Source organism: Pseudoalteromonas sp. APM04 (assembly GCF_022809815.1).
GTDB classification, from domain to species: domain Bacteria; phylum Pseudomonadota; class Gammaproteobacteria; order Enterobacterales; family Alteromonadaceae; genus Pseudoalteromonas; species Pseudoalteromonas marina.
In genome coordinates, this window is sequence record NZ_CP094441.1 from 1,636,307 (window position 1) to 1,661,354 (window position 25,048).

The 25,048-nt window shown below is 39.8% G+C and carries 19 protein-coding genes and 1 pseudogene; 15 read left to right on the forward strand and 5 right to left on the reverse strand.

Features of this window, described 5'->3' with window-relative positions; all coding sequences use genetic code 11:
* Positions 1 to 361: 361 nt before the first annotated feature.
* Positions 362 to 1,042 (reverse strand): HAD-IA family hydrolase, encoded by a 681-nt coding sequence (locus tag MTP24_RS07700; protein ID WP_243533556.1) that lies wholly within the window; start codon positions 1,040 to 1,042, stop codon positions 362 to 364.
* Complete coding sequence (gene ubiG, locus MTP24_RS07705; protein WP_010557415.1) at positions 1,042 to 1,752, reverse strand: bifunctional 2-polyprenyl-6-hydroxyphenol methylase/3-demethylubiquinol 3-O-methyltransferase UbiG; 711 nt, start codon at positions 1,750 to 1,752, stop codon at positions 1,042 to 1,044. Before ubiG ends, MTP24_RS07700 begins: the two co-directional genes overlap by 1 nt.
* 177 nt (positions 1,753 to 1,929) lie before the next feature.
* Here ubiG and gyrA point away from each other — a divergent pair, with 177 nt between their 5' ends.
* The 10 genes from gyrA (at position 1,930) to MTP24_RS07755 (ending at position 12,818) form a co-directional block, all read left to right on the forward strand.
* Positions 1,930 to 4,629, forward strand: a complete 2,700-nt coding sequence (gene gyrA / locus MTP24_RS07710) for a DNA topoisomerase (ATP-hydrolyzing) subunit A (protein ID WP_008132953.1) — start codon at positions 1,930 to 1,932, stop codon at positions 4,627 to 4,629.
* 117 nt (positions 4,630 to 4,746) lie between these two features.
* Positions 4,747 to 5,829, forward strand: a complete 1,083-nt coding sequence (serC, locus tag MTP24_RS07715) for a 3-phosphoserine/phosphohydroxythreonine transaminase (protein WP_008132955.1) — start codon at positions 4,747 to 4,749, stop codon at positions 5,827 to 5,829.
* Positions 5,829 to 7,106 carry a 3-phosphoshikimate 1-carboxyvinyltransferase gene (gene aroA / locus MTP24_RS07720; protein WP_243533558.1) on the forward strand — a complete coding sequence of 426 codons (1,278 nt, stop codon included), beginning with the start codon at positions 5,829 to 5,831 and terminating at the stop codon, positions 7,104 to 7,106. The genes serC and aroA overlap by 1 nt, the downstream gene beginning before the upstream one ends.
* A 106-nt stretch (positions 7,107 to 7,212) precedes the next feature.
* Positions 7,213 to 7,923 (forward strand): (d)CMP kinase, encoded by a 711-nt coding sequence (gene cmk, locus MTP24_RS07725; protein ID WP_008132958.1) that lies wholly within the window; start codon positions 7,213 to 7,215, stop codon positions 7,921 to 7,923.
* A 95-nt stretch (positions 7,924 to 8,018) separates the two neighbouring features.
* Entirely contained in the window at positions 8,019 to 9,686 is a 1,668-nt protein-coding gene (rpsA, locus tag MTP24_RS07730) for a 30S ribosomal protein S1 (protein ID WP_006794164.1), read from the forward strand.
* 67 nt (positions 9,687 to 9,753) lie between these two features.
* Positions 9,754 to 10,041 (forward strand): integration host factor subunit beta, encoded by a 288-nt coding sequence (gene ihfB, locus MTP24_RS07735; protein WP_006794165.1) that lies wholly within the window; start codon positions 9,754 to 9,756, stop codon positions 10,039 to 10,041.
* A 21-nt stretch (positions 10,042 to 10,062) separates the two neighbouring features.
* A complete protein-coding gene (locus MTP24_RS07740) occupies positions 10,063 to 10,344 on the forward strand; it encodes a LapA family protein (protein WP_008132961.1) in 282 nt (93 codons plus the stop codon).
* 2 nt (positions 10,345 to 10,346) lie between these two features.
* Positions 10,347 to 11,483 (forward strand): lipopolysaccharide assembly protein LapB, encoded by a 1,137-nt coding sequence (gene lapB, locus MTP24_RS07745; protein WP_039036921.1) that lies wholly within the window; start codon positions 10,347 to 10,349, stop codon positions 11,481 to 11,483.
* A gap of 163 nt (positions 11,484 to 11,646) precedes the next feature.
* Positions 11,647 to 12,351 (forward strand): orotidine-5'-phosphate decarboxylase, encoded by a 705-nt coding sequence (gene pyrF, locus MTP24_RS07750; protein ID WP_006794168.1) that lies wholly within the window; start codon positions 11,647 to 11,649, stop codon positions 12,349 to 12,351.
* A gap of 92 nt (positions 12,352 to 12,443) precedes the next feature.
* The gene (locus MTP24_RS07755) at positions 12,444 to 12,818 is read left to right on the forward strand and encodes a hypothetical protein (RefSeq protein ID WP_006794169.1); all 375 of its coding nucleotides are present in this window, start codon (positions 12,444 to 12,446) and stop codon (positions 12,816 to 12,818) included.
* Positions 12,819 to 12,855: 37 nt separating this feature from the next.
* On the opposite strand, the gene MTP24_RS07760 is transcribed toward MTP24_RS07755, so the two are convergent.
* Both MTP24_RS07760 and MTP24_RS07765 read right to left on the reverse strand, forming a co-directional pair.
* Positions 12,856 to 13,692, reverse strand: a complete 837-nt coding sequence (locus tag MTP24_RS07760; protein WP_243533560.1) for a S1-like domain-containing RNA-binding protein — start codon at positions 13,690 to 13,692, stop codon at positions 12,856 to 12,858.
* A 2-nt stretch (positions 13,693 to 13,694) separates the two neighbouring features.
* Positions 13,695 to 15,017 carry a DEAD/DEAH box helicase gene (locus MTP24_RS07765; protein ID WP_243533562.1) on the reverse strand — a complete coding sequence of 441 codons (1,323 nt, stop codon included), beginning with the start codon at positions 15,015 to 15,017 and terminating at the stop codon, positions 13,695 to 13,697.
* A 198-nt stretch (positions 15,018 to 15,215) separates the two neighbouring features.
* On the opposite strand from MTP24_RS07765, the gene MTP24_RS07770 reads away from it, so the two are divergent.
* From MTP24_RS07770 to MTP24_RS07790, 5 genes and pseudogenes are all read left to right on the forward strand, one after another.
* Positions 15,216 to 16,223, forward strand: coding sequence for a rhodanese-related sulfurtransferase (locus tag MTP24_RS07770; protein WP_243533564.1), 1,008 nt, complete (start codon positions 15,216 to 15,218; stop codon positions 16,221 to 16,223).
* Between the two features lie 171 nt (positions 16,224 to 16,394).
* Positions 16,395 to 17,407: pseudogene (locus tag MTP24_RS07775) on the forward strand (efflux RND transporter periplasmic adaptor subunit).
* Positions 17,408 to 17,409: 2 nt separating this feature from the next.
* The gene (locus MTP24_RS07780; RefSeq protein WP_243533566.1) at positions 17,410 to 20,490 is read left to right on the forward strand and encodes an efflux RND transporter permease subunit; all 3,081 of its coding nucleotides are present in this window, start codon (positions 17,410 to 17,412) and stop codon (positions 20,488 to 20,490) included.
* An 88-nt stretch (positions 20,491 to 20,578) separates the two neighbouring features.
* Positions 20,579 to 22,474: a DUF294 nucleotidyltransferase-like domain-containing protein gene (locus tag MTP24_RS07785; protein WP_243533568.1), complete on the forward strand. Its 1,896-nt coding sequence runs from the start codon at positions 20,579 to 20,581 to the stop codon at positions 22,472 to 22,474.
* A gap of 3 nt (positions 22,475 to 22,477) precedes the next feature.
* Positions 22,478 to 23,182 (forward strand): 3'-5' exonuclease, encoded by a 705-nt coding sequence (locus MTP24_RS07790; RefSeq protein ID WP_243533570.1) that lies wholly within the window; start codon positions 22,478 to 22,480, stop codon positions 23,180 to 23,182.
* Positions 23,183 to 23,239: 57 nt separating this feature from the next.
* Here the strand turns inward: MTP24_RS07790 and MTP24_RS07795 are convergent, their stop codons facing one another.
* Positions 23,240 to 24,820 (reverse strand): BCCT family transporter, encoded by a 1,581-nt coding sequence (locus MTP24_RS07795; protein WP_058428933.1) that lies wholly within the window; start codon positions 24,818 to 24,820, stop codon positions 23,240 to 23,242.
* Positions 24,821 to 25,048: the final 228 nt, after the last annotated feature.

The following is a 25,048-nucleotide window of genomic DNA, read 5'->3' on the forward strand; positions in this document are numbered from 1 at the left end:
TCTCAAAAAGAGAAGTAGTGCTCATTTTTTATAAGTTTTACCCAATGAGGTAAATTTAATTGAATAACATTTGGCCACAATATCTGGTGTTGTTCAATTTAGAGATCACAAGATAGTGTGGTCTGAGTTGATTTGCAAGGGGCATAATTGCCCCTATTTGTGGATAACGTTGGGATAACGTATTTGTGTTAGTAGGCATTAACCTTTGATCATTCATTGAAGTTGAAATTTTTAAAAATCAACTCAGGATCGACTAAATTTACACATTTTGAAAATAAATTTCGGCTGCTTTTTTTATCATCAAGCTTTGCGTAAAAACTAACACAATCACAATATATAGTGTTTATATCTAAAATGGGCACTATATATGGTTAAATGCGTCAATAGGGCTGCGCCAGTTAAAATCAGCTTTCCAAGTAAGTGCTTCTGCATCGCTTGGACTGTACCCCCACAGAGCAGTAGCTGTAGGCATACCTGCTGCTTTACCCGCTTGAATGTCTCGTTCGGCATCACCTATATACAAACAGCGAGCTGGTATTACGTCCATTAGTTTTGCGCAATGAAGTAAAGGTAGAGGAGAGGGTTTGGCTTCTTCAAGCGTATCACCGCTAATTACAACCGCCGCATTTTTTAAAGCAGGGATCGAAGCGACAAGCGGCTCAGTTAAAAAGCCGGGCTTGTTTGTCATGATCCCCCATTTGATCTTTTTGTGATCAAGTGAGATCAGTAGTGGTTCAATACCGGCAAAGCATTGGGTGTATTTCGCAATGTTTTGGGCATAGCTATCGACCAATTGTTTTATCAACTGTGCTTGTGCAAGAGAGGGCCACAACTCTTTAAAACCCGCTTCCAATAAAGCTGCCGCACCATTAGAAGCCGCTGGGCGATATATTTCGCTTGTTACTTCGGCAATTTGATTTGCTCGTAGTACACTATTAAGTGCAGCGCCTAAATCGTCAGCTGTGTCGAGTAAGGTGCCGTCTAAATCAAACAAAAACGCATCATATTGATAAAGTTCTAATGATGAACCTGCGCTCTTCATTACACCAACTTCTCAAAATGAAGGATATAATTAACACTAACATCATTATTAAGTGTGTATTGTTTAGAGAAGGGGTTATACGAAAGTCCTGAGCTTGCACGTACTTTTAAGCCCGCTTGCTCGGCCCACGCAATTAGCTGCGCCGGTTTAATAAACTTTTTGTGATCGTGAGTTCCCTCTGGAACCATTTTTAATAGTTTTTCAGCACCTACAATTGCGTACAAGTAGGCTTTCGGTGTTTTATTGAGGGTAGAGAAAAAAACATCAGCGCCAGGTTTTGCAAGTTTGGCAACGGCGTGAATAATTGAAGCAGGGTCTGGAACGTGTTCGAGCATTTCCATACACGTAACAACGTCAAATCGTTCAGGGTGTTCTTCAGCAAACTGTTCTGCGGGTATTTTTATGTAATCTACATTAACACCCGTTTCTAGGCTGTGTAATTTAGCGACAGTCAAAGGCTCTTGTCCCATATCAATACCTGTTACCTTTGCCCCCATACGTGCCATACTTTGGCTTAAAATACCCCCACCACAGCCAACATCGAGTGTTTCTTTATCAAATAAACCTTGTGTTTTATTTGCAATAAAATCTAGGCGTAACGGATTAATTTCGTGAAGAGGTTTAAACTCACCCTCTAAATCCCACCAACGCTCTGCGATGGCTTCAAACTTTGCTATTTCTGCGTGATCTACATTTTGATGTTCGGTCATAAAATACTTCCTCGTCAATCTGAGGCCATTATATAGGCCTAAATTGATAAATCGCAAAGTTTTGCGCCTGTAAATTAAAATTAATTGTGATAGCATGTCTGTTAGTAATAATAACAATACTCTTTAAAACCTAATACTGGGTTATTAAGAGCTGCTACTGAAGGAATGTGATATCAAATGACTGATCTCGCCAATGAAATTCTGCCAGTCAATATTGAAGACGAGTTAAAAAACTCCTACTTAGATTACGCAATGAGTGTAATTGTAGGACGTGCATTACCAGACGTACGTGATGGCTTAAAGCCAGTTCACCGCCGCGTTTTGTTTGCAATGAACGAGCTTAGTAATGATTGGAACAAGCCTTACAAAAAGTCGGCACGTGTTGTCGGTGATGTAATCGGTAAATACCACCCACACGGCGATAGCGCAGTTTATGACACGATAGTTCGTATGGCACAGCCATTCTCACTTCGTTATATGCTTGTAGACGGCCAGGGTAACTTTGGTTCTGTTGATGGTGATTCAGCTGCTGCAATGCGTTACACCGAAGTACGTATGGCTAAAATGTCTCATGAGTTATTAGCGGATCTTGAGAAAGAAACGGTTGATTTCGTTCCTAACTACGATGGCACAGAGCAAATTCCTGACGTTTTACCAACGAAGGTACCTAATTTACTTGTAAATGGTTCTTCTGGTATTGCCGTAGGTATGGCGACAAACATCCCACCACATAACTTAACTGAAGTTATCAATGGTTGTTTAGCATTAATTGTTAATCCAGATTTAACCATAACTGAGTTAATGGATTACATTCCTGGCCCAGATTTCCCTACAGCCGCAATCATTAACGGTAAAAAAGGGATTGAACAAGCGTATCAAACGGGTCGTGGCAAAGTGTACATGCGTGCACGTGCTGACATCGAAACAGACGAAAAAACGGGTCGTGAAACAATTATTGTTCATGAAATCCCTTATCAAGTTAACAAAGCACGCTTAATTGAAAAAATAGCGGAGCTTGTTAAAGATAAAAAAATTGAAGGCATTAGTGCACTACGTGATGAATCAGATAAAGACGGTATGCGTATCGTTATTGAGATAAAGCGTGGTGACGTAGGTGAAGTGATTCTAAACAACCTATATGCACAAACACAGTTACAAACAGTGTTTGGTATGAACATGGTTGCACTCATCAATAACCAGCCTAAGTGTTTTAATTTAAAAGAAATGCTTGAAGAGTTTATTATTCACCGTCGTGAAGTAGTAACTCGTCGTACAGTATTTGATTTACGTAAAGCGCGCGACCGTGCACACATGCTAGAAGGTCTAGCAATTGCACTTGCCAACATTGACCCAATTATTGAACTTATTCGTAAGTCTCCAACACCAGCAGAAGCAAAAATAGCGTTAACTGCACGTTCGTGGGAATTAGGTAATGTTAAAGCAATGCTTGAAAAAGCAGGTGAGGCTAACGTTGCTCGCCCAGATTGGTTAGCTGATGATTTAGGTATACGCGACGGCCAATACTTTATTTCTGAGCAACAAGCTCAAGCGATTCTTGACTTACGATTACACAAGCTAACAGGTCTTGAGCACGAAAAAATCTTAAGTGAATACCAAACACTGCTTGATTTAATTGCTGAACTGTTACACATACTGGCAAGCCCAGAGCGCTTAATGGAAGTAATTCGTGACGAGTTAGTTGAAATTAAGGCGCAATATGGCGATGAGCGCCGCACTGAAATCAACGCAGCCGCGCATGATATCAGCCTTGAAGACCTAATAACTGAAGAAAACGTAGTTGTTACGCTTTCTCACGAAGGTTATGTTAAGTATCAGGCGTTATCTGATTACGAAGCGCAGCGTCGTGGTGGTAAAGGTAAATCTGCAACAAAAATGAAAGACGAAGATTTTATTGAACGTCTTTTAGTTGCAAACACGCATGATACTATTTTATGTTTCTCTACAGCAGGGCGTTTATATTGGCTGAAAGTATATCAATTACCACTAGCAAGCCGTGCAGCACGCGGTAAGCCAATTGTAAACTTATTACCTTTAGAAGCTGACGAACGTATTACCGCTATACTGCCAGTACGTGAGTACGAAGAAGATAAATACATCTTTATGGCAACAGCATTTGGTACAGTGAAGAAAACACCTTTAACAGCCTACAGCCGTCAACGTGCTAGCGGTATTATTGCCGTTAACCTAAATGAGGGTGATAGCTTAATTGGTGTTGATATTACTGACGGTACCAACGAAATAATGTTGTTTACCGATGCGGGTAAGGTTGTTCGCTTTAAAGAAGCTGAAGAATCTGCTGTTGTTGACGAAAATGGAAACCCAGTATTAGACGAAGAAGGTAACCCAGAAATTCGTTTCAAGGGTGTTCGTCCAATGGGCAGAACGGCAACGGGTGTACGCGGTATTAAAATGACCGACGAGCAACGTGTTGTATCGCTCATCGTGCCAAAAACTGATGGCGCAATATTGACTGTAACTGAAAATGGTTATGGTAAACGAACTCAACTTGAAGATTACCCATCTAAGAGTCGTGCAACACAAGGTGTTGTATCAATTAAGGTGAGTGAGCGTAATGGTGCTGTAGTAGGTGCTGTTCAAGTTGATGACAACGACGAAATAATGCTTATTTCAAATCGCGGAACGTTAGTGCGTACTCGTGTGAACGAAGTTTCAACAGTTGGTCGTAACACACAAGGTGTTATTTTGATCAGAACTATTGACGAAGAGCAAGTAGTTGGTTTACAACGTATAGAAGAAATTGAAGTTACAGAAAGTGACTTAATCAATACTGAAGACGTTGAAACAGTTGATACAGTTATAGATGAAGTCGTGGATGATAATCCTCCTTCAGAATAATTGAGATTGAAAAAGCGGCCTTGGCCGCTTTTTTTAATGTTGTTGAAAAAAATTAATACAGCGTGGATTTAATATTTTCATGTTGAGTGTCTAAATTACTGGAATGAGGCAAAGGTAATGAGTAAATATAATTTTTGTGCAGGGCCGGCTATGCTTCCGCAAGCGGTAATGCAAAAAGCACAAAAAGAATTCTTAGATTGGCAAGACATGGGCGTTTCTGTAATGGAAATTAGCCACCGTAGTAAAGAATTTTTGGCATTAACTGCAAAATGTGAAGCAAGCTTAAGACGCTTAATGAATATTAGTGATGAATTTGAAGTTTTATTTATGCATGGTGGTGGTCGCGGTCAGTTTAGTGCAGTGCCCCTCAATCTTCATCAAGCAGATAAAAAAGCTATCTACTGCGAAAATGGTGTGTGGTCTAAAAGCGCGACAGACGAAGCTAACAAGTTTACTTCAACAACCAGTGTTGATGTACGTAACGATGCAGATGGAAAATTCTCAATTAAAAATGTAGCTGATTGGGTTTTACCTGCAGATGCCTCATATATTCATTATTGTCCGAACGAAACCGTAGATGGCTTAGAAATTTTTGAGGTGCCAAGTCATCCAACGGCACCAATTGTTGCTGATATGTCGTCAACGATTTTATCGCGCGAAATTGATGTAGATAAATTTGATTTAATTTACGCTGGTGCGCAAAAAAATATCGGTCCATCAGGTATCGCTATCGTTATTGTGCGCAAAACATTACTTGATCGTGAAGGTTTAGCTAAGCCTGGTATTTTAGATTATGCACTCGAAGCGAAGCAGGGCAGTATGTTTAATACACCACCCACATTTGCATGGTACTTAGCTGCAGAAGTGTTTGAATGGTTAGAAGCACAAGGTGGTGTAAAAGCAATGGAAGCTCAGAATATCGCTAAGGCTGAACTTCTTTATAATTTTATTGATGAGTCTCCTTTTTATTCAAATAAAGTAGCCAAGCATTGCCGCTCACGTATGAACGTCCCATTTTGGCTTAATGACGAAAGCTTAAATGAAAAGTTTGTATCACAATCTAAAGAAGCTGGTTTATTAGCGCTTGAAGGGCACAGAATAGTAGGCGGTATGCGCGCAAGTATTTATAACGCAATGCCACTTGAAGGCGTGCAAGCGCTTGTTGATTTCATGGCAGCTTTTGCGAAGGAGAATAGCTAATGGAGCAACTTCGTTTAGAACCGATATCGCGTGTTAACGGCTCTGTGACATTGCCTGGATCAAAAAGTTTATCTAATCGTATTTTACTGCTGGCTGCTCTGGCTAGCGGAACAACCGTTGTAGAGAACTTACTCGATAGTGATGATATTCGTCACATGTTGGGAGCATTAGAGCTTTTAGGTGTAACAGTAACACTTAATGAAGACCGAACAGTTGCAACTGTTCATGGTGTTGGTGGTGAGTTCAAAAAACCTAATGAACCTTTATTTTTAGGTAATGCGGGTACAGCATATCGTCCGTTAACAGCTGTTTTAGCTGCTGTTAAAGGTGAATATGAGTTAGTCGGTGAGCCACGCATGGAAGAGCGCCCAATAGGGCACTTAGTTGATGCGCTTCAAGCCCTTGGTGGTGATATTACCTATACAAAGCACAAAGACTACCCACCGCTTAAAATTGTTGGTGGGCAAATTAATGGTGGCGAAGTTGAAATTGATGGCAGTATCTCAAGTCAATTTTTAACCGCTTTATTAATGGCAGCTCCATTATTCAGTGGTGATACGCAAATTACAATTAAAGGCACATTGGTGTCTAAGCCTTATATTGATATTACTTTAGGGGTTATGGCGCGTTTTGGTATTACCGTTGAACATTCAGACTATTCACTATTTAAAGTAAAAGGTGGCCAACAGTATCAATCACCTGAACGCATAATGGTTGAAGGTGACGCATCATCGGCTTCTTATTTTGTTGCAGCCGCAGCCATTGCTGGTGGCGAGATTGAAATTAAAGGTGTGGGTGCTAAATCGGTTCAGGGTGATATTGGCTTTGCGAAGGTGATGGAACAAGTCGGTGCACAAATCGATTGGTACGATGAACGTTTAGTTGTGAGGAAAGGCGAGTTAAAAGGGGTCGACATAGACGCCAATGCCATTCCAGATGCTGCAATGACGTTGGCTACCGTTGCTTTATTTGCTAAAGGTCCCACAGCTATTCGTAATATTTATAATTGGCGTGTAAAAGAAACAGACCGTCTTTACGCTATGAGTACAGAACTTCGTAAAGTAGGTGCAAAAGTTGTTGAGGGGGAGGATTTTATTGAAATAACTCCGCCATTAACATTTAACGATGTCGCTATTGATACTTACGATGATCACCGGATTGCTATGTGTTTTGCCATGGTTGCAGTGGGCGGAAAGCCTATAACAATCAATGACCCTAAGTGTACCTATAAAACATTTCCTACGTTTTTCAATGTATTAGCATCAGTGAGTGAATAGGCTTTTTATAACTATTTATAAAAAGTTACACACTAATAGCAGATATATTTTAATAACTGACGTATAATGTCGCGGTTTATTTAGGTGTGCATTGCAGGAGGTTTAAATGCAGGCGTTATTAATGCCCGTGATCACCGTTGATGGCCCAAGTGGTTCTGGTAAGGGAACTGTTTGTCGTTTGTTAGCCGATAAGTTGGGTTGGGATGTATTGGATAGTGGTGCAATTTACCGCGTTTTATCCCTTGCAGCACTTCATCACCAAATCGCATTAGATAACGAAGAGGCACTTGTACCACTGGCTGCAAATTTAGACGTGCAGTTTTTGGTAGATAGCCAAACTAATGCTGGAAAAGTTATTCTAGAGGGAGAGGATGTAACCACGACTATTCGTAATGAAGAAGTGGGTGCAGCTGCATCAAAAGTAGCAGCTCTTCCTCGTGTTCGTGAAGCGCTATTAAGGCGTCAACGCGCTTTTAGAACCGAAAATGGTTTAATAGCAGACGGCCGTGATATGGGTACTGTTGTATTCCCAGATGCGCCATTAAAAATCTATTTGACAGCGAGCGCACAAGAGCGTGCTCGTAGACGCTTTGTTGAGTTGAATGAGCGTGGGCTTGATGTTACACTAGGTGGTCTATTAGAAGACATTCAAGCTCGTGATGACCGTGATATGAATCGCGCCGTCGCACCGCTTGTGCCTGCAGAAGATGCAATTGAACTCGATACTAGCGAGCTCAATGCACAGCAAGTGTTTGATAAAGTTATTACTTTATTAGATGCAGCTATCTCTGAAGGTAAACTTCCTAAACGAAGTTAAACACATTTTATGCACCAGCAGGATGCCAGTGCTATTTTAACAACCCCATGCAGCATGGTTGCTTATTGGTATTAATATATGAGACGTATATTCGTATGTCAGAAAATTTTGCGCAGTTATTTGAAGAAAGCTTAAAGGGTTTTGAAGCAGAGCAAGGCTCTATTGTTAAAGGTACAGTAATCTCAATCGAGAACAACATTGTACTTGTAGATGCTGGTCTTAAATCAGAAAGTGCTATCCCTGCAGAGCAGTTCAAAAATGCTGCTGGTGAACTAGAAGTTGCTGTTGGCGACGAAGTAGATGTTGCACTAGATGCAATCGAAGACGGTTTCGGTGAAACTATCCTTTCTCGTGAGAAAGCGAAGCGTCACGAAGCGTGGATCCGTCTTGAGAAAGCATGTGAAGAGCAAGAGACTGTTACTGGTGTTATCAACGGTAAAGTTAAAGGCGGTTTCACTGTTGAAGTTGATTCAATCCGTGCTTTCCTACCTGGTTCACTTGTTGATGTTCGTCCAGTACGTGACACAACTCACCTTGAAGGCAAAGAGCTTGAATTTAAAGTAATCAAGCTTGATCAAAAACGTAACAACGTTGTTGTTTCACGTCGTGCAGTTATCGAATCAGAAAACTCACAAGAACGTGAAGAGCTTCTTGCTAACCTTGTTGAAGGTCAAGAAGTTAAAGGTATCGTTAAGAACCTTACTGACTACGGTGCGTTCGTTGACCTTGGTGGTGTTGATGGTCTACTACACATTACTGATATGGCGTGGAAGCGTGTTAAGCACCCTTCAGAAATCGTTAATGTTGGTGACGAAATCGCAGTTAAAGTTCTTAAATTCGACAAAGATAAGACTCGTGTATCTCTAGGCCTTAAACAGCTTGGTGAAGATCCATGGGCAGCTATCGCTGGTCGTTACCCAGAAGGTTCTAAACTTTCTGGTCGTGTAACTAACCTTACTGATTACGGTTGCTTCGTAGAAATCGAAGAAGGCGTTGAAGGTCTAGTACACGTTTCTGAAATGGATTGGACTAACAAGAACATCCACCCTTCAAAAGTTGTTTCACTAGGTGACACAGTTGAAGTTATGGTTCTTGAAATCGACGAAGAACGTCGTCGTATTTCTCTAGGTCTTAAGCAATGTATTGCTAATCCTTGGCAGGAATTTGCTCGTCTACAAAACAAAGGCGACCAAGTTACTGGTAAGATCAAATCAATCACTGACTTCGGTATCTTTATCGGTCTTGACGGTGGTATTGACGGTCTTGTACACCTTTCAGATATTTCTTGGAATACACCTGGCGAAGAAGCTGTACGTGAATTCAAGAAAGGCGACGAAATCACTGCTATCGTATTGCAAGTTGACCCAGAGCGTGAACGTATCTCTCTAGGTGTTAAGCAAATCGAAGCTGACCCGTTCAATAACTACCTTGATGCAAACAAAAAAGGTGCTATTGTTAAAGGTAAAGTGACTGAAGTTGATGCGAAAGGCGCAACTGTTGAACTTATCGAAGGCGTTGAAGGTTACATCCGTGTAGCTGATATCGCTCAAGAGCGCGTTGAAGATGCAACTACTGTTGTTTCTGTAGGCGACGAAGTTGAAGTTAAATACGTTGGTGTTGATCGTAAGAACCGCACTTTAAGCTTATCTGTTAAAGCTCTTTTCGAAGCAGAAGAGAAAGAAGTACTAGAGAAGCTTAAGAAAGAAGAGCCAGTGTTTGAAAACGCAATGGCAGCTGCTTTCGCAAATGCACAAAAAGACTAATAAATAATTAGTTTTTAGTTGGGAGGGCACTTTTGCCCTTCCTATATCTTTTTATTAAGGAAACGCTATGACTAAGTCAGAATTGATAGAAACACTTGCGGAACAACACGCACACGTTCCAGTGAAAGATGTTGAAAATGCTGTAAAAGAAATTCTAGAACAAATGGCCGGTTCATTATCTTCTTCAGATCGAATAGAGATCAGAGGATTTGGTAGTTTCTCTTTGCATTTCCGCGCTCCTCGCACAGGTCGTAACCCTAAAACTGGCGATACAGTAGAGTTAGATGGAAAGCACGTACCTCATTTTAAACCAGGTAAAGAATTACGCGACCGCGTCAATGCGAGCATTGCCTAGTTAATATAACGGAGTAGTTACTTGTTCAAGGTATTGAAATTTATTCTGGTAGCGCTGTGCCTAATTAGCGCATTTGTATTAGGGTCACAAAACCCGCAGTTAGTACAAGTAAATTATATTATAGCCAGTAATACTCTGCCTTTAGCTGTAATAATAAGTATCTGCTTTTTGTTAGGTGTTCTAATAGGTTGTTTTATAAGCTTTAAGCTATTCTCTCAATTAAAGTGGCAAAATTACCGTTTGAAAAAACAGTTAGCGCCTGAGAAAAATAAAAACAAGCTTGACGTTAATAAAGACACCTAATTATGATTGAGCTTTTGTTTTTACTACTACCTGTTGCAGCCGGCTACGGTTGGATTATGGGTAAAAACAGTGCTAAAAATCATGCTCACCAACTTAATCGTCAAATAACTTCTGAATACAGTAAAGGGCTTAAGTTTTTATTAGACCGTGAAGAAGATCAAGGTTTAGAACACTTAATAAATTTACTAGAGGTTGCAGCGGATTCAGTTGAACATTACTCTACACTTGCCACTATGTTTCGTCGCCGAGGCGAATTAGACCGTGCAATCAAAATTCATGAACTTCTTTTAAAACACCCAAGTTTGAGTGAGCAGCAGGCCGCTACTAGTCGCTTAGAATTAGCCGAAGATTATATAATGGCTGGATTGCTAGATGGTGCAGAAGAGCATTTGGTTTGGTTGGTCAAGGCCGGCCATGTAGAAGCTCTCGATCCTATTATTACCTTATATTCGCAAACTCGTGAGTGGGATAAAGGCATTAATATGTTTGAATCTCACAGCGAATTATTCTCTAAAGAGCAACAATTTAAGGCTATCGCGAATTTTTATTGTGAGTCTGCCCTTAGTGACAGTACTCCTCAAATTATGCGAAAAGCAATTAGCCTAAACTACAAAGCCGTTCGGCCTTTGTATGAGCTAGGTGTTATCGCTTTTTCTAAAGAAGATTATGTTAAAGCGATCTACTATTGGCGTGAACTTATTTGCCAGTTTACTTTGTTTGCCCCCTTATTCATTGATGATCTGGCGCATAGCTATAAGCAACTAAATTTAACGTATCAATTTCATGAGTTAGTAAACGATTTACTAGAGAAGGGTGGTGTTCTTATAAAAATAAAACATTGCCAAGCTCTTTTAGAGCAAGGTCATACAAAACAAGCTTTCGATTTTTTAACTGACAGTTTAAAAAGACAACCTACGATCAGGGGGTTTAGTTTTTTACTGCAGCTAATGGGTGACCAAAATAAAAATACAAAAGAAGTACTTAATGAAATTGATAGTCTTGTAACGTCATATATTGCTACTAAGCCAGATTTTCAATGCCAGCATTGTGGCTTCACAAGTTATACAATTTATTGGAATTGCCCTTCTTGTAAACATTGGGAAACCATTGTCCCAAGTCGAGGTTTAGACGGATTTTAATAACCCCTAAATACTTAATTATTGTAATGCCCTTACAAATTCGACTAGAAGTTTAACTAGCATCTATATACTAATTAAACCTCCTTACTCACTTTGTGTAAGTTTGCCTTGATAACTAAGTTGAATATATAAAAACTCTTTACTGCTATAGATTAGGATAACTATGTCTTTCGAAAATTCAAAAAAAGTGCTTATCGCTTTAGACTACGACGATCAAGAAACAGCATTAGCATTTGTAAAACAGCTTTCGCCCGATACTTGTCGATTAAAAGTAGGTAAAGAAATGTTTACTTACTTTGGCCCTGAATTTGTAAAAGAGTTAATTGAACTTGGTTTTGATGTATTTTTAGATTTAAAGTTTCATGATATTCCTAATACAGTTGCAAAGGCAGTTACAGCTGCTGCAAAAATGGGCGTTTGGATGGTAAATGTTCATGCGTCAGGCGGTTATGAAATGATGCACAAAGCAAAACTTGCTTTAGAAGAATTTGGAGATAGAGCACCAATTCTTATTGCTGTAACTGTGTTAACAAGTATGGATGAACCAGAATTAAAACGCTTAGGTATAAACAAATCACCACAGGAGCAGGTAATATACCTTGCAAAACTAGCTAAGGAAGCAGGCCTTGATGGTGTTGTTTGTTCTGCTCAAGAAGCGAATGTTTTAAAGGCTGAACTTGGTGAGCATTTTAAATTAGTTACCCCAGGTATTCGCCCTGAAGGCAGTGAAGCAGGCGATCAAAAAAGAATAATGACTCCAAAACAAGCAATTGAAGCTGGCAGTGATTATCTAGTTGTAGGCAGACCGATTACTAAAGCAGCAAATCCAGTAAAAGTACTGCAAGATGTTAATGAATCCATAAAATAATTTACAAAAAACAGCAAATAAGTACTAAACCCCTTACGTTATGTGTAATTTGTGTTACATTTATAATATCAAAATGATGTAAGGGGTTTATTTTGAAGCTATTATTTGGTTCAGTGTTGATTATCATTGCAGGCTTTTCAGTTAACAAACATGTATTTTCTAGTAAGGCTTATGATGGCGTTACAACAGTAACAGACGTTATATCAGCTTATCCTGTAGACATGTTTGATTTTAAAAAAACAATGAAGGATTATGCTCACCATCTTTGCTACAGAAATTCTGACGCTTTAAATGCTCAAGATATCACTGTCAGTGATTGTTTAACTCATCATGATGAAAAGAAATTGGAGTGTGAAATAAAGGTTTTTAGATTAGCGCCGCAAAACTTAGAATCTGAAAGGGAAGTACTTAATTACTCAAGAGAGTATACACAGTGTACATTGCCTTATAAGTATATTTTAGGGTAAGCACTCACAATATAAAGATATCATGAGCGCTATAAAATTATTTAGATTTTAAGCGGATAGATTTCGGTTCTATCTCAATCAGCTCTTGTTTAAATAATCCACCAATTGCTTTTTTATAGTTAGCTTTACTTGTTGAAAATACTTTTTTAATAAGTTCAGGATCAGATTTATCGCCAATGGCGAGTATGCCGCCTTCGTTTTTAAGCTTTTCCATTATTTTATCGCCAAGCTCGCTTACTTTACCCATGCCTGGTTTTTCGAGTACAACATCAATTTTTCCGTCTTCTCGTACTTTTTGAACAAAGCCTTTAAGCTTTTGCCCTACAAATAAGTTTTTGAATACCATATTGTAAAATACAACACCAAAGTGAGACTCTTCTATAAGCACCTTGTAGCCGATATCTGTTTTACCAGCAACAATCAAATCAACCTCTTGTAGGCGTGTGTATTCAGGCTCATCCTTTGATAAAAAGCGATTAAAGTTAGTTGAAGCACAAATGCGTTGACTCGCATTATCAAGATACAAACGAACAAGATAAGAATGCCCCTCTTGCATACGTGGCTTTTGTTCATTAAATGGGGCTAATACATCTTTTTCTAATCCCCAGTCTAAAAATGCACCAATACTATTTATTTCCTTAACACGTAAAAGGGCGTATTCACCTACTTGAGCATGTGGCTTTTTAACCGTCGCCGTTGGTAAATTAGCATTATCTAAATATATAAATACGCTAATGCTGTCACCAGCTTCAAGTTCATCTCTGATTTCGTTTTTTGGTAAAAAAACTTCACCTAAATCATGACCGTCCAAGTAAGCGCCTTCATTACTTACTTCTTTTACAAATAGGGTTTGTGTTGTTCCAAGGTAACTCATAATTATTCCTGCTCAGGCTTTTTTTTACGGCGCATTGGTGAATCGCCATCGATATTCATAGGGGCTTTAATGGGTGCCGCTGGTTTTTTAGGTTTTGCTTTACGTTTAATTTGTGGCTTTTTAACCTGCATTACTTTTTTAGCTTTAACAGTTGCAGCAGGTTTTTTCTCTTTTATCCCTTTAAATTTAGCTTTAAGCCCGTCAATAGTTGCAAATTTAAGCTCATCGTTTAAAAAAGATTTAATTGCTAAATAACTAGCCCAATCTTTAGGGCCTACTAACGAAATAGCGGTACCTTTAAAACCAGCACGTCCAGTTCTACCTATTCGGTGTACATATTCTTCAGCATGTTTTGGCAAATCAAAGTTAATTACATGCGTTACGCTTAACAAGTCTAAACCACGGGATGCGACATCAGTGGTAATTAATATTTTAAAGTTTCCTCTGCTAAACGAGTCCATAATGTCTAAGCGTTTGCTTTGTGTTAAATCTCCCGCTAGTGCGACTGATTTAAATCCTTTGTTGTTTAGTTCTTCGCTCAAACGACTTGTATCTGCTCGGGTGGCAGTAAATATTATGCATTGGCCAACTTCGTCTTGCTTTAAAAAGTGTGCTAATAACGCTTCTTTGTGATCTAGATGGTCGGCTAAGTAGAGTGTTTGCGTTATATCGCTGTGCTGTTCATTTGCAGCACTAAGCGTGATCTGTTTTGGTTTTTTTAATAAATTACGCGAAAGAGCATCTACTTGAGCGTGGTCTAGGGTTGCTGAAAACAATAATGTTTGGCGAAGACGGTGATTGGCTTCGTCGTTAATTAACTTTAGTTGTTCAGTAAAGCCCAGATCTAAAATACGGTCTGCTTCATCAAAAATTAGCAGTTCTAAACCACTTAATTGTAACGAGCGTTTGGTAACATGATCGGCCAAACGACCGGGTGTTGCCACTACAAACTGTGGGTCGTTCCTTAATGCTTTAATTTGGTCATTAAAGTTTTCACCACCTAATACTTTTACAGCTTTAATCGCCGTGCCCGCTATTAACAAACGCAACTGTGTAAATACTTGCGTAGCTAATTCGCGTGTAGGGGCAACAATAAGTACACGTGGATCGCGTTTACTGAGTGCTTTTTGTTTCATAACCCGTTGTACTGCGGGTAATAAAAACGCCAAGGTTTTGCCCGACCCAGTCTTTGACTGAGCAAAAATGTCATGCCCTGCAAGTGCGGTAGGCACTGCATGTGCTTGAATGTCTGTGGGCTGGGTGATCCCTTGATGTGCTAATTGTGTTTCAAGGCGAGTATCAATCCCAAGATCAGTAAAGTGCAATGTAATGTTCTCCAATGTGCAACTTAAATTAATTGCTGCATTATAGCGTACACATGGCTTATCCCGACAGCAAAAAGCAAAGTATGGTGCTATTTTTTGCAATTAATCTAAAAAAGCGTAAAATACGCGCCCCATATGCGCCGGATTTACGATTCGGTAAACGCCAATATTGGCTAATAAGGCAAAATAGGAAATAAAATGACAGCTGTTCATAAAGATGATCTTACCAGCGAACACTTTGTAGTGTGCGCTTTATACAAATTTGTAGGCCTACCAGAATTTGAAGCATTACGTAAACCTCTACTGGAGGTTATGGAAAAAAACGAAGTGCGAGGCACATTACTTTTAGCTGCAGAAGGAATTAATGGCACTGTTTCTGCAAAACGAGCGGGCATTGATAACCTCCTTGCATGGTTAGATGAACAGCCAAATTTAAAAAACATTGTTACTAAAGAATCCTATGATGACGAATGTCCGTTTTACCGCACAAAAGTAAAACTAAAAAAAGAAATCGTAACAATGGGCGTAGAGGGAATTGATCCTCTTAAAGTAGTGGGAAGCTATGTTAAACCTCAAGACTGGAATGCATTAATTTCTGACCCCGAGGTTGTACTTATTGATACGCGTAACGATTACGAAATTGAAATTGGCACATTTCAAAATGCCGTTGATCCAAATACAACAACGTTTCGTGAGTTCCCTCAATGGGCAAAAGAAAACCTTGATCCTGAAAAACATAAAAAAGTTGCTATGTTTTGTACTGGTGGTATTCGATGCGAAAAATCAACAGCTTACATGAAAGAGCAGGGCTTTGATGAAGTTTATCACTTAGAAGGTGGTATTCTTAAATACTTAGAAGAAGTGCCAAAAGAAGAAACCATGTGGGAAGGCGAGTGTTTTGTATTTGATAATCGCGTTGCTGTGGATCATGACCTACAAAAAGGTTCTTACGATCAATGTCATGCGTGTCGTATGCCTATAACTGAACAAGAAAAACAAAAGCCTGAATATTTAGAGGGTGTTTCATGTCATCATTGTATTGATAAGGTAACTGATGAGCAGCGTGCCCGATTTACAGAGCGCCAAAAACAAATTGAGCTCGCACAGGCTCGTGGTGAAGGGCATATAGGTAACGAAGCACAGACCGTTCTTCAACAACGCAAAGAGGCTAAAAAAGCTCAAAAAGATGCTCAACGTGGTAAGTAAGTTATCTTTAAAATGTATTTAATAAAAAAGAGCTTCACGGCTCTTTTTTTTGGCTAAAATTTGTTATTCATCTTACATAGTTGAGTGTTCAGCGTTAACACAGGCTAATTTTGATCACACTTTTGTTACACTGCGTATAGTGGTCAACAAAATGGTTTATAAGGTGGTTCTTTGAAATTGCGCATACTTCAATTAAATATCTATTTGTTATTATTCATTTTTAGCACAGCAGTATCTAGTGCAAATGTAATGGTACAAAAAGTTACAACGGAACGTACAAAAGAAGAGGTTAAAGCTGTAGGTAATGCAGAAGCAATTCACTCCGTTACATTATTTCCTGCTGTTGGCGATAGAGTAACAGCCGTACACTTTAAACCGGGTAACTTCGTAAAGGAAGGAGATATTTTAGTCGAGCTTGACTCTCGCAGACAAAAAGCAGCTCTTCAACAAGCAGAAATAACCTTAGCAGATACCCAACGAACACTTAACAGACTCAGCGAAAGTCACAAAAAGGGAGCAATTCCTAAAAGTGACTTAGATGATGCTAAAACTTTGCATGCACTCGCCGAGGTTGCTCTTATTAATGCTAAAACAGATCTGGAAGACAGAACTGTGCTTGCGCCATTTGATGGTGTGATGGGACTTACTGATGTAGAAAAAGGGGATCGCATTACAGAGCAAACTGCCATTGCAACAATTGATGATACTCGCAGTTTGTACATTAATTTTAACGCCCCCGAGTCAGCTGTCTCAATACTAAAAAATAAAGGTATTGTGGAAGTAACACCATGGCAAAGCGCAAAGCTATTAATGCTCAAGTTTCATATCTTGATTCTCGAATAAATCCACAAACCCGTACCTTACGTGTCAAAGCCAAACTGGAAAATGAAAATGATCAGTTTATGCCTGGTATGAGTTTTCGAATTAATATTACCATGCAAGGGGAATCATATGCTGTTGTGCCTGAGGCTGCACTTATGTGGGGAGCAACAGGGCCTTATGTTTGGAAAAGTATAGATAAAAAAGCAAAGCGCATAGATGTAAAAATAGAGCAACGCTTAGCTGGGCGATTGTTAGTTTCAGGCAATTTAAATGAAAACGATATATTGGTTGTTGAAGGCGTCCAACGCTTGCGCGAAAACCAAACATTAACGTTTGCTAATCCCAGTAATTTAGAGGAATAACAATGAAAAATTCCCCTATGATGCAAGACCTACCCTCAATGGCAATTCGCCGCCCAGTGCTCATTGTTGTTTTGAATCTACTAATAATAATTGCTGGTTTAGCTGCAATTGCAGGAATTGAAGTCAGAGAATTACCAGATGTTGATAGGCCACGTATAACTGTTTCGGCTTCATTTCCTGGTGGTTCTCCAGAAACGGTCGATACAGAAGTAACCAGTAAACTAGAAGGGGCAATAGCCCGTGTAAGTGGTGTTAAATCAATTCGCGCACAAAGTGAAGAAGGCAATGCGCGTATTGTTGTTGAGTTTCGCCCTGGCGTAGATTTAGACAATGCAGCTAACGAAACCCGTGAGTCTGTTGCGCGTGTACAACGAGAATTACCAGAGGAAGTTGAACGTGTTGCAATTATCAAGGCCGATAATGATGCAGAAGCTGTTGTTTCGCTCACTGTATCAAGTAATAGTCTAGCACTTGAAGCCCTTACTGAACGCGTTGAAACCGATTTAGCTCCCCAGTTTTTAACCATACCGGGTGTTGGCGATGTCAGGTTAAACGGGGACCGAAAACGTGTTTTGCGAGTCCGCTTAGATCCATTAAAGTTAAGTAGTTTTAATCTTACTATTCCTGATGTGGCAGATGTTTTACGAGAAGCGCCATTTGATGTACCAGCAGGAAGCCTTAAATCAAGTGACCAACAAGTCATAGTCAGAGCCGATGCGACTTCTATTACCCCCAATGAAGTAGCTGATATTATTGTTAGCGGTGATACGCGAGTAGGTGATATTGCATCAGTCTATTTTGGCCCTGCAGATCCGCGCTCTATGGTTCGTTTAGATGGCAAACCCGTTATTGGTATGGAGGTTATTCGTCAAGCGCAATCTAATACAATTGAAATATCGGATGAAGTTTTACAGTTACTTGAAAACATGCGTGAACGATTCCCTGAACTCGAATTTACGCTCACCTCAGACGATGCTCAATTTATAAGAAGCTCTGTTGATGAAGTCATTAACTCCTTAGTGCTTACAGTTTTGTTAGTGGTAATAACGTTATGGGTGTTTATAGGTTCGTGGCGCGCAACACTTGTGCCTGCGTTTGCCATACCTGTTGCGCTTATAGGATCTCTTGCACTTATTTGGGCCCTTGGTTTTTCTATTAATATACTCACTTTATTAGCGCTGGTTTTAGCCACAGGTTTAATAGTTGATGATGCAATTGTTGTAAGTGAAAACATACAACGTCAAAGAGGGCTAGGGCTTGGTCGGCGAGCATCAGCTGTAATAGGAACTCGAGAAGTATTTTTTGCGGTAGTTGCAACGACTGCCGTATTGGCTGCGGTTTTTATCCCTATTGCATTTTTACCTTCTACGGCAGGACGATTATTTAGAGAGTTTGGCGGGGTGCTTGCAGGTGCAGTCATTATTTCAAGTTTTGTTGCGTTATCACTTGTCCCTGCATTGACTTCAAAATTAAAACTTAAAAAACATAGCACCCACCCATTTGCCAAAGTAGGTAATAAGTTAGTAAGCCTTTATAGCATAACGATTAAAAGCGTTCTGAACCGCGCTTGGCTTGTGCTCATAGCTTGTATATTAATAGCCTTTGGTTCTGGCGCATTGTATTTAAACCTCGATAACGAACTATTACCTACAGAGGACAGGGGTAAAATTCGTATATTTGCCAGAGGCCCAGACGGTGTTGGGTTGAACTTTATGGACAGACAAGCAATGCAAATGGAAGATATTTTGTTACCTTATGTAGAAAGTGGTGAAATAGAATCTATTTACACAGTTGTTGGGCAATGGGATCCTAATATTGTTTTTATTACCGTACCGCTAAAGCATTGGGACGACCGTCAATTTAGCCAGCAAGAAATCATTAATAAAATTCGCGGACCATTAGGTGAAATCCCAGGCGCAGCTGGTCGTGCATCCGGTTCTAATAGTTTAAATCTTAGAGGTCAAGGTGGCGGTATAGAAATCGCTTTATTAGGCCAAGACTACCAACAAATTTTTGTCGCTGCACAAGATTTTGCAAAGCAAATTGAAAACGCAATCCCGGGTACTGCGCCTGTAAGAGTCTCTTATCAGCCGTCACAACCACAATTACGTGTAAATATTGATAGGCGAAGAGCCGAAGAGTTGGGTGTATCGCTCAGTGATATCTCAATTACACTTCGCGCTGCCATCAATGGGGATGATGTTGCGGATCTCAATATTGGCGACCAATCAATACCCATCATGCTGCAAGTACAAAACCAAGTTATTCAAGATCCAAGTGATTTAGCAAACCTCTATGTGGCAAGTTCGCAAGGGAGGTTAGTGCCTATTAGTAGCTTAGCTAATATTAGTGAAGAAGGAGTAGCCGCTGAGCTTGAGCGTCATGCACAGCGTCGTGCTATTGAATTAGATATGGAACTACCGGATGGTATGACGATTGCCGATATAGTCGATCAAATTCGCAATTTGTCTCAGCAATCGTTGCCTCAAGGTATTACCCTTGCGTTTAAAGGTGAAGCGCTGACCTTTGAAGAAACAGCAAACGAAGTACTTTTAACTTACGTGTTGGCTTTTCTAATTGTATTACTGGTATTAGCAGCTCAATTTGAAAGTGTAAACAGTGCGATAGTGGTAATGCTAACAGTTCCATTTGGTATTACCTCTGCTATTTTAGCGCTTTATTTAACAAATACGTCTCTTAATATTTATTCGCAAATTGGTCTAGTGATGCTCATTGGTCTAATTGCGAAAAATGCCATTTTATTAGTCGAATTTGCAGATCAACTTCGAGACCAAGGCTTATCAGTTCGCGAGGCTGTTGAAGAGGCTGCGCTGGTAAGATTACGTCCAATCACCATGACACTCGTTTCTACGTTACTTGGTGCACTGCCATTAATTTTATCAAGCGGGGCGGGTGCTGAAGCACGTAATGCAATAGGTTGGGTTGTATTTGGTGGTCTTTCACTTGCTGTTTTATTTACTTTATACTTAACACCAGTCATCTATTTAGGACTTGCACGTTTCACTAAGCCAAGAGGGGATGAAACTAAACAGCTGGCCCAAGAGCTTGAACAAACAGAATAAACCTTTAGTGGCCTAATTAATCTTTTTTCTTTAAAAAACGGTTAATTAGGCCCACAATTGCATTATTGGAAATCAGTAGGGATCTATAATGCAAAGCGAACAAATTGAAATAGCGCAATTCTTATCACAACACCCTCCTTTTGATGATCTTCCTCAAAAAGCATTAGATGAACTTGCTAAACAAGTCGAAGTCAGTTACTTCAGGGCTAATACCGATATTTTACAATACGGCCAAGACATAGCCGATTTGTACATCATAAGAAGTGGCGCTGTTGAAATGTATCGCCGTGATGGCGAGCTCTATAACCGTTTGGCCACTGCGGGAATATTTGGGCAAATGGGCTTGTTGATGAATCGCAAAGTACGTTTTCCGGCTACAGCGCTTGAAGACACGTTAGTGTATTGTATAAACGTTGACATATTTTTGCAGTATTGTGATGAATTTGAAGTCTTTGCAGATTATTTTGAAACCGATGGTAATGTGCGTTTGCATCAAGCAATTGTGGAGCAAGCCGATGGCAACGATTTAACCACTGCAAAGGTAAAATCATTACTTCACCGAGACGTTGTTACAGTCGATGCAACTGAAACAGTAAAAAATATTGCACAGCTCATGACCGATGAGTCGGTTTCGTCAGTGCTAGTGACCGACGTTAATAAGCCTATTAATAACGACCCTCAAGAAGATGACGGGCAAGTCGTTGGCATAATAACAGATAAAGATTTACGAACTAAAGTTGTTGCGCAGGGGCTTGAGTACACCACGCCTGCACACGTTATTATGTCAACTAACCTAGTGCTACTTGATCAGAATGACTATATTTTTGAAGCCGTGCTAGCCATGCTCAGAGATAATTTACATCATCTTCCTGTGGTACAAAAAAAGCGTCCAATAGGTGTTATATCACTGTCAGATATTCTACGTTATGAATCGCAAAGTAGCTTATTGTTGGTGCGTGGTATATTGGCTCAGCAGTCTGTTGAAGACTTAGCTCACTACGCAAATCAGCTTCCCCGTGTATTTGTGCGCATGGTAAATGAAGACGCAAACTCTCATATGGTTGGTACTGCAATGGCTGTCATTGGTCGTACATTTAAACAACGGTTGCTAATACTCGCAGAAGAAAAATTCGGCCCGCCGCCAGTACCCTACTGCTTTATTGCATTAGGCTCTATGGCTAGAGATGAGCAGCTTATTGTTACCGATCAAGACAATGCACTTATACTAGATAATAGCTATGACGACGAAAAACATAATGCTTATTTTCAAAATTTGAGTGACTTTGTTTGTGATGGATTAGCTCAATGTGGCTATAGCTATTGCGACGGTGAAATTATGGCGTCATTTAAGAAGTGGCGAAAAACACAGGACCAATGGTTTGAGCAATTTGCCCAATGGATTGCTGAACCAAAACCACAGGCTTTACTTAACAGTTCTATATTTTTTGATTTAGACGGCGTGTGGGGTAAAACAAAATGGGCTAATGAGTTAAAAACATATATTGCTAAACACAGTGCAAATAACAGACTGTTTCTAGCAAATATGGCAGCAAATGCTCGTAATAGAACACCTCCACTTGGTTTTTTTAAAGGGTTTGTTCTTGAACACAATGGGCAGCATCAAAAATCTATGAATTTAAAACGACGTGGCACAGCGCCATTAAGTGATGTTGTTCGCGTCCATGCACTTGCCATTGGATCTCGTAAGCAAAATTCATTTGATCGCCTAGAAGATATTATAGAAGCCAATGTTTTGCCTGCAGGCAAAGCGCAAGACTTACGTGATGCGTTAGAGTACATTTCGATGACCCGTATACGTCATCAGGCATGGCAAATTGAGCAGGGTGAAGTACCCGACAATAATCTTGATCCGCATCTACTTTCTCCATTTGAACAGCGTCATTTAAAAGATGCTTTTGCTATTCTAGATAAGGCGCAAAATTACCTTAAATTTTGTTATACCGCACACTCGAGTGTGAAATAATCTATGTTTTTCAAAGAAGTTAAAAACTGGAATACACGTTATGCTCAGCTTGCCGATGATGCGCAAAACAACTTACTAAAAGAGTTTTATTTATCTACATTTAGTGATGCTAGCGCTTCTGTAAAAGACATTCCTTTTGTTGCATTAGATTTTGAAACAACAGGGCTTAATAGTAAAACAGATGATATTGTGAGTGTAGGGTTAGTGCCATTCACATTGGCGCGAATATACTGTAAACAGAGTAAACATTGGGTGGTGCAGCCAAGACGAAACCTAAGTGAATCATCTATTGTGATCCACGGTATTACTCATAACGATGTTGATAACGCGCCTGACTTTGACAACATTATAGCCCCTTTACTTGATGCTTTGCGTTCTAAGGTAATAGTTGTTCACTATGCGGCAATCGAACGTGGCTTTTTTAATAGTGCCTTATTATTGCGATTAAAAGAGCATATTGAGTTTATGGTTGTAGATACCATGGAACTTGAGCGAAGAGCGCTCAAAGAAAAACAAGGCTTAATAGGGCAGCTATTTAACACTAAACTGGGATCGCTAAGGCTAAATGACTGTCGTAAACGTTATTCTCTACCTGCTTATGAAGGGCATCATGCGTTAACCGATGCGCTTGCAACCGCTGAGCTTTTACAAGCTCAATTGCGTCATCATTACACAGAAGAAACACCGTTGTGCACTATATGGAGCTGAACATATATAAATAAAAACGCCGCAAAAATGCGGCGTTTTTTTATTGTTGTTAATTTATTACTTAACTGGGCGAGGCTCAGTTCTTAAACCTAATAATAAGCTCACACACATAAGTAAAAGCACAAACGTAAATGGTAAACCTGTTGACACAGCACCCGCTTGTAAAGCCTCAATGGCTTGTGTTCCGCCAATCCAAAGTAGCGCAGCAGCAATGGCGCCCTCAACCGTAGCCCAAAATATTCGCTGGGGAACGGGAGCGTCAATCTTACCACCGGCTGTAATAGAATCGATTACTAACGACCCCGAGTCTGACGAGGTAATAAAAAACACAAGTACAAGAACAATCGCAATAAACGATAATATATTTGAAAGCGGCAGTTCATCCAGCATATGAAACATTGCTAAAGGGACTTCAGTTAAGCCATTAAGCCCAAGCGCGCCAACACCATTGATAATTTGATCAATTGCAATACCACCGTAGATAGACATCCACAATACCGTTACTAAAGTTGGAATAAGTAATACAGCGATTAAAAATTCACGAATAGTGCGTCCGCGTGAAACACGGGCTATAAACATACCAACAAACGGTGACCACGAAATCCACCATGCCCAGTAAAATACAGTCCAACCGTGCATCCATGTTTCGTCTTCACGGCCGTGTGGGTTACTCAAAGGGATAATGTTTTCTACATACCCCATTACTGTATTTGGAACATTCCCCATAGCTACAGCAAATCCAACTAGGCAAACAAACAACAGTAATACAAACGCTATCAGCATGTTTATATTACTTAATAGCTTTACACCGCCATCAATGCCGCGAACAACGGATATAACGGCTAATAAAGTAACCCCTACAATAACTAAAATTTGCGAGCCAATACCGCCTTCTAAACCAAATACATGGTTAATCCCCGCTGAGGCTTGCTGCGCACCTAAACCTAATGAAGTTGCTAACCCAAATAAAGTAGCCAAAACAGCCAAAATATCAATAATATGACCCGGCCATCCCCACGCTTTATCACCTAAAATCGGATAAAAAATCGAACGGATTGAAAGCGGGAGCCCCTTATTGTAAGCAAAAAAAGCCAAAGATAAACTAACCACTGCATAAATTGCCCACGGATGAAGACCCCAGTGGAACATGGTTGCGCCCATGGCTAATTTTGCAGCTTCTGGTGTGTTTGCTGCAACGTTTAATGGTGTTTCGTACCAGCCAGTATAATAAGCAACAGGTTCTGCTACACCCCAAAACATAAGGCCGATACCCATACCAGCGGCAAATAACATTGCAAGCCATGAAAGGCGAGTATGAGAGGGTTTAGCTTCACTTCCTCCCAAGCGTATATTTCCGTATGGAGATACAATAAGCGCTAAACAGAAAACGACGAAAAAGTTAGCAGCCCACATAAATAGCGCATCAAAGTTATTAATAATATCGAATTTAATAGTATCGAGTGCAGTTTTAGCTGTTTGTGGCTCGGTCACAAGTAAGGCAACTAAAAATAAAATAATAAGACCCGCACTAATCCCAAAAACAGGGTTATGAATATCAAACCCCCACTTTTGGACGTTATCCTGTCCTACAGTGTAATCTGTATTATCAATACTATATTTGTCATGATTTTCCTTCATGCAATACCTCTTTTGTAATTATAAATAACTGGTTATCCAGCCGCCCATTAAATACATTAGTCTATATACTGAGAATAAAAAATAATTTGAAGACTAACTATTTATTTTTCTATCTTACAGATGATACGAAGCTACATAAACGATAAAAGTAACAAATAGTTAAAATAGCGTGTTTTAAGGGTAATGTTAGCCATAAAAATAGCTATTTAAAAAAATAATAGTAGGTAG

What these genes read in the sequence shown, in the direction of transcription:
- MTP24_RS07700 (WP_243533556.1), bottom strand. Translation starts at nt 1,042, where the DNA reads ATGAAGAGCGCAGGTTCATCATTAGAACTTTATCAATATGATGCGTTT.
- ubiG (WP_010557415.1), bottom strand. Translation starts at nt 1,752, where the DNA reads ATGACCGAACATCAAAATGTAGATCACGCAGAAATAGCAAAGTTTGAA.
- gyrA (WP_008132953.1), top strand. Translation starts at nt 1,930, where the DNA reads ATGACTGATCTCGCCAATGAAATTCTGCCAGTCAATATTGAAGACGAG.
- serC (WP_008132955.1), top strand. Translation starts at nt 4,747, where the DNA reads ATGAGTAAATATAATTTTTGTGCAGGGCCGGCTATGCTTCCGCAAGCG.
- aroA (WP_243533558.1), top strand. Translation starts at nt 5,829, where the DNA reads ATGGAGCAACTTCGTTTAGAACCGATATCGCGTGTTAACGGCTCTGTG.
- cmk (WP_008132958.1), top strand. Translation starts at nt 7,213, where the DNA reads ATGCAGGCGTTATTAATGCCCGTGATCACCGTTGATGGCCCAAGTGGT.
- rpsA (WP_006794164.1), top strand. Translation starts at nt 8,019, where the DNA reads ATGTCAGAAAATTTTGCGCAGTTATTTGAAGAAAGCTTAAAGGGTTTT.
- ihfB (WP_006794165.1), top strand. Translation starts at nt 9,754, where the DNA reads ATGACTAAGTCAGAATTGATAGAAACACTTGCGGAACAACACGCACAC.
- lapB (WP_039036921.1), top strand. Translation starts at nt 10,347, where the DNA reads ATGATTGAGCTTTTGTTTTTACTACTACCTGTTGCAGCCGGCTACGGT.
- pyrF (WP_006794168.1), top strand. Translation starts at nt 11,647, where the DNA reads ATGTCTTTCGAAAATTCAAAAAAAGTGCTTATCGCTTTAGACTACGAC.
- MTP24_RS07760 (WP_243533560.1), bottom strand. Translation starts at nt 13,692, where the DNA reads ATGAGTTACCTTGGAACAACACAAACCCTATTTGTAAAAGAAGTAAGT.
- MTP24_RS07770 (WP_243533564.1), top strand. Translation starts at nt 15,216, where the DNA reads ATGACAGCTGTTCATAAAGATGATCTTACCAGCGAACACTTTGTAGTG.
- MTP24_RS07780 (WP_243533566.1), top strand. Translation starts at nt 17,410, where the DNA reads ATGAAAAATTCCCCTATGATGCAAGACCTACCCTCAATGGCAATTCGC.
- MTP24_RS07785 (WP_243533568.1), top strand. Translation starts at nt 20,579, where the DNA reads ATGCAAAGCGAACAAATTGAAATAGCGCAATTCTTATCACAACACCCT.
- MTP24_RS07790 (WP_243533570.1), top strand. Translation starts at nt 22,478, where the DNA reads ATGTTTTTCAAAGAAGTTAAAAACTGGAATACACGTTATGCTCAGCTT.
- MTP24_RS07795 (WP_058428933.1), bottom strand. Translation starts at nt 24,820, where the DNA reads ATGAAGGAAAATCATGACAAATATAGTATTGATAATACAGATTACACT.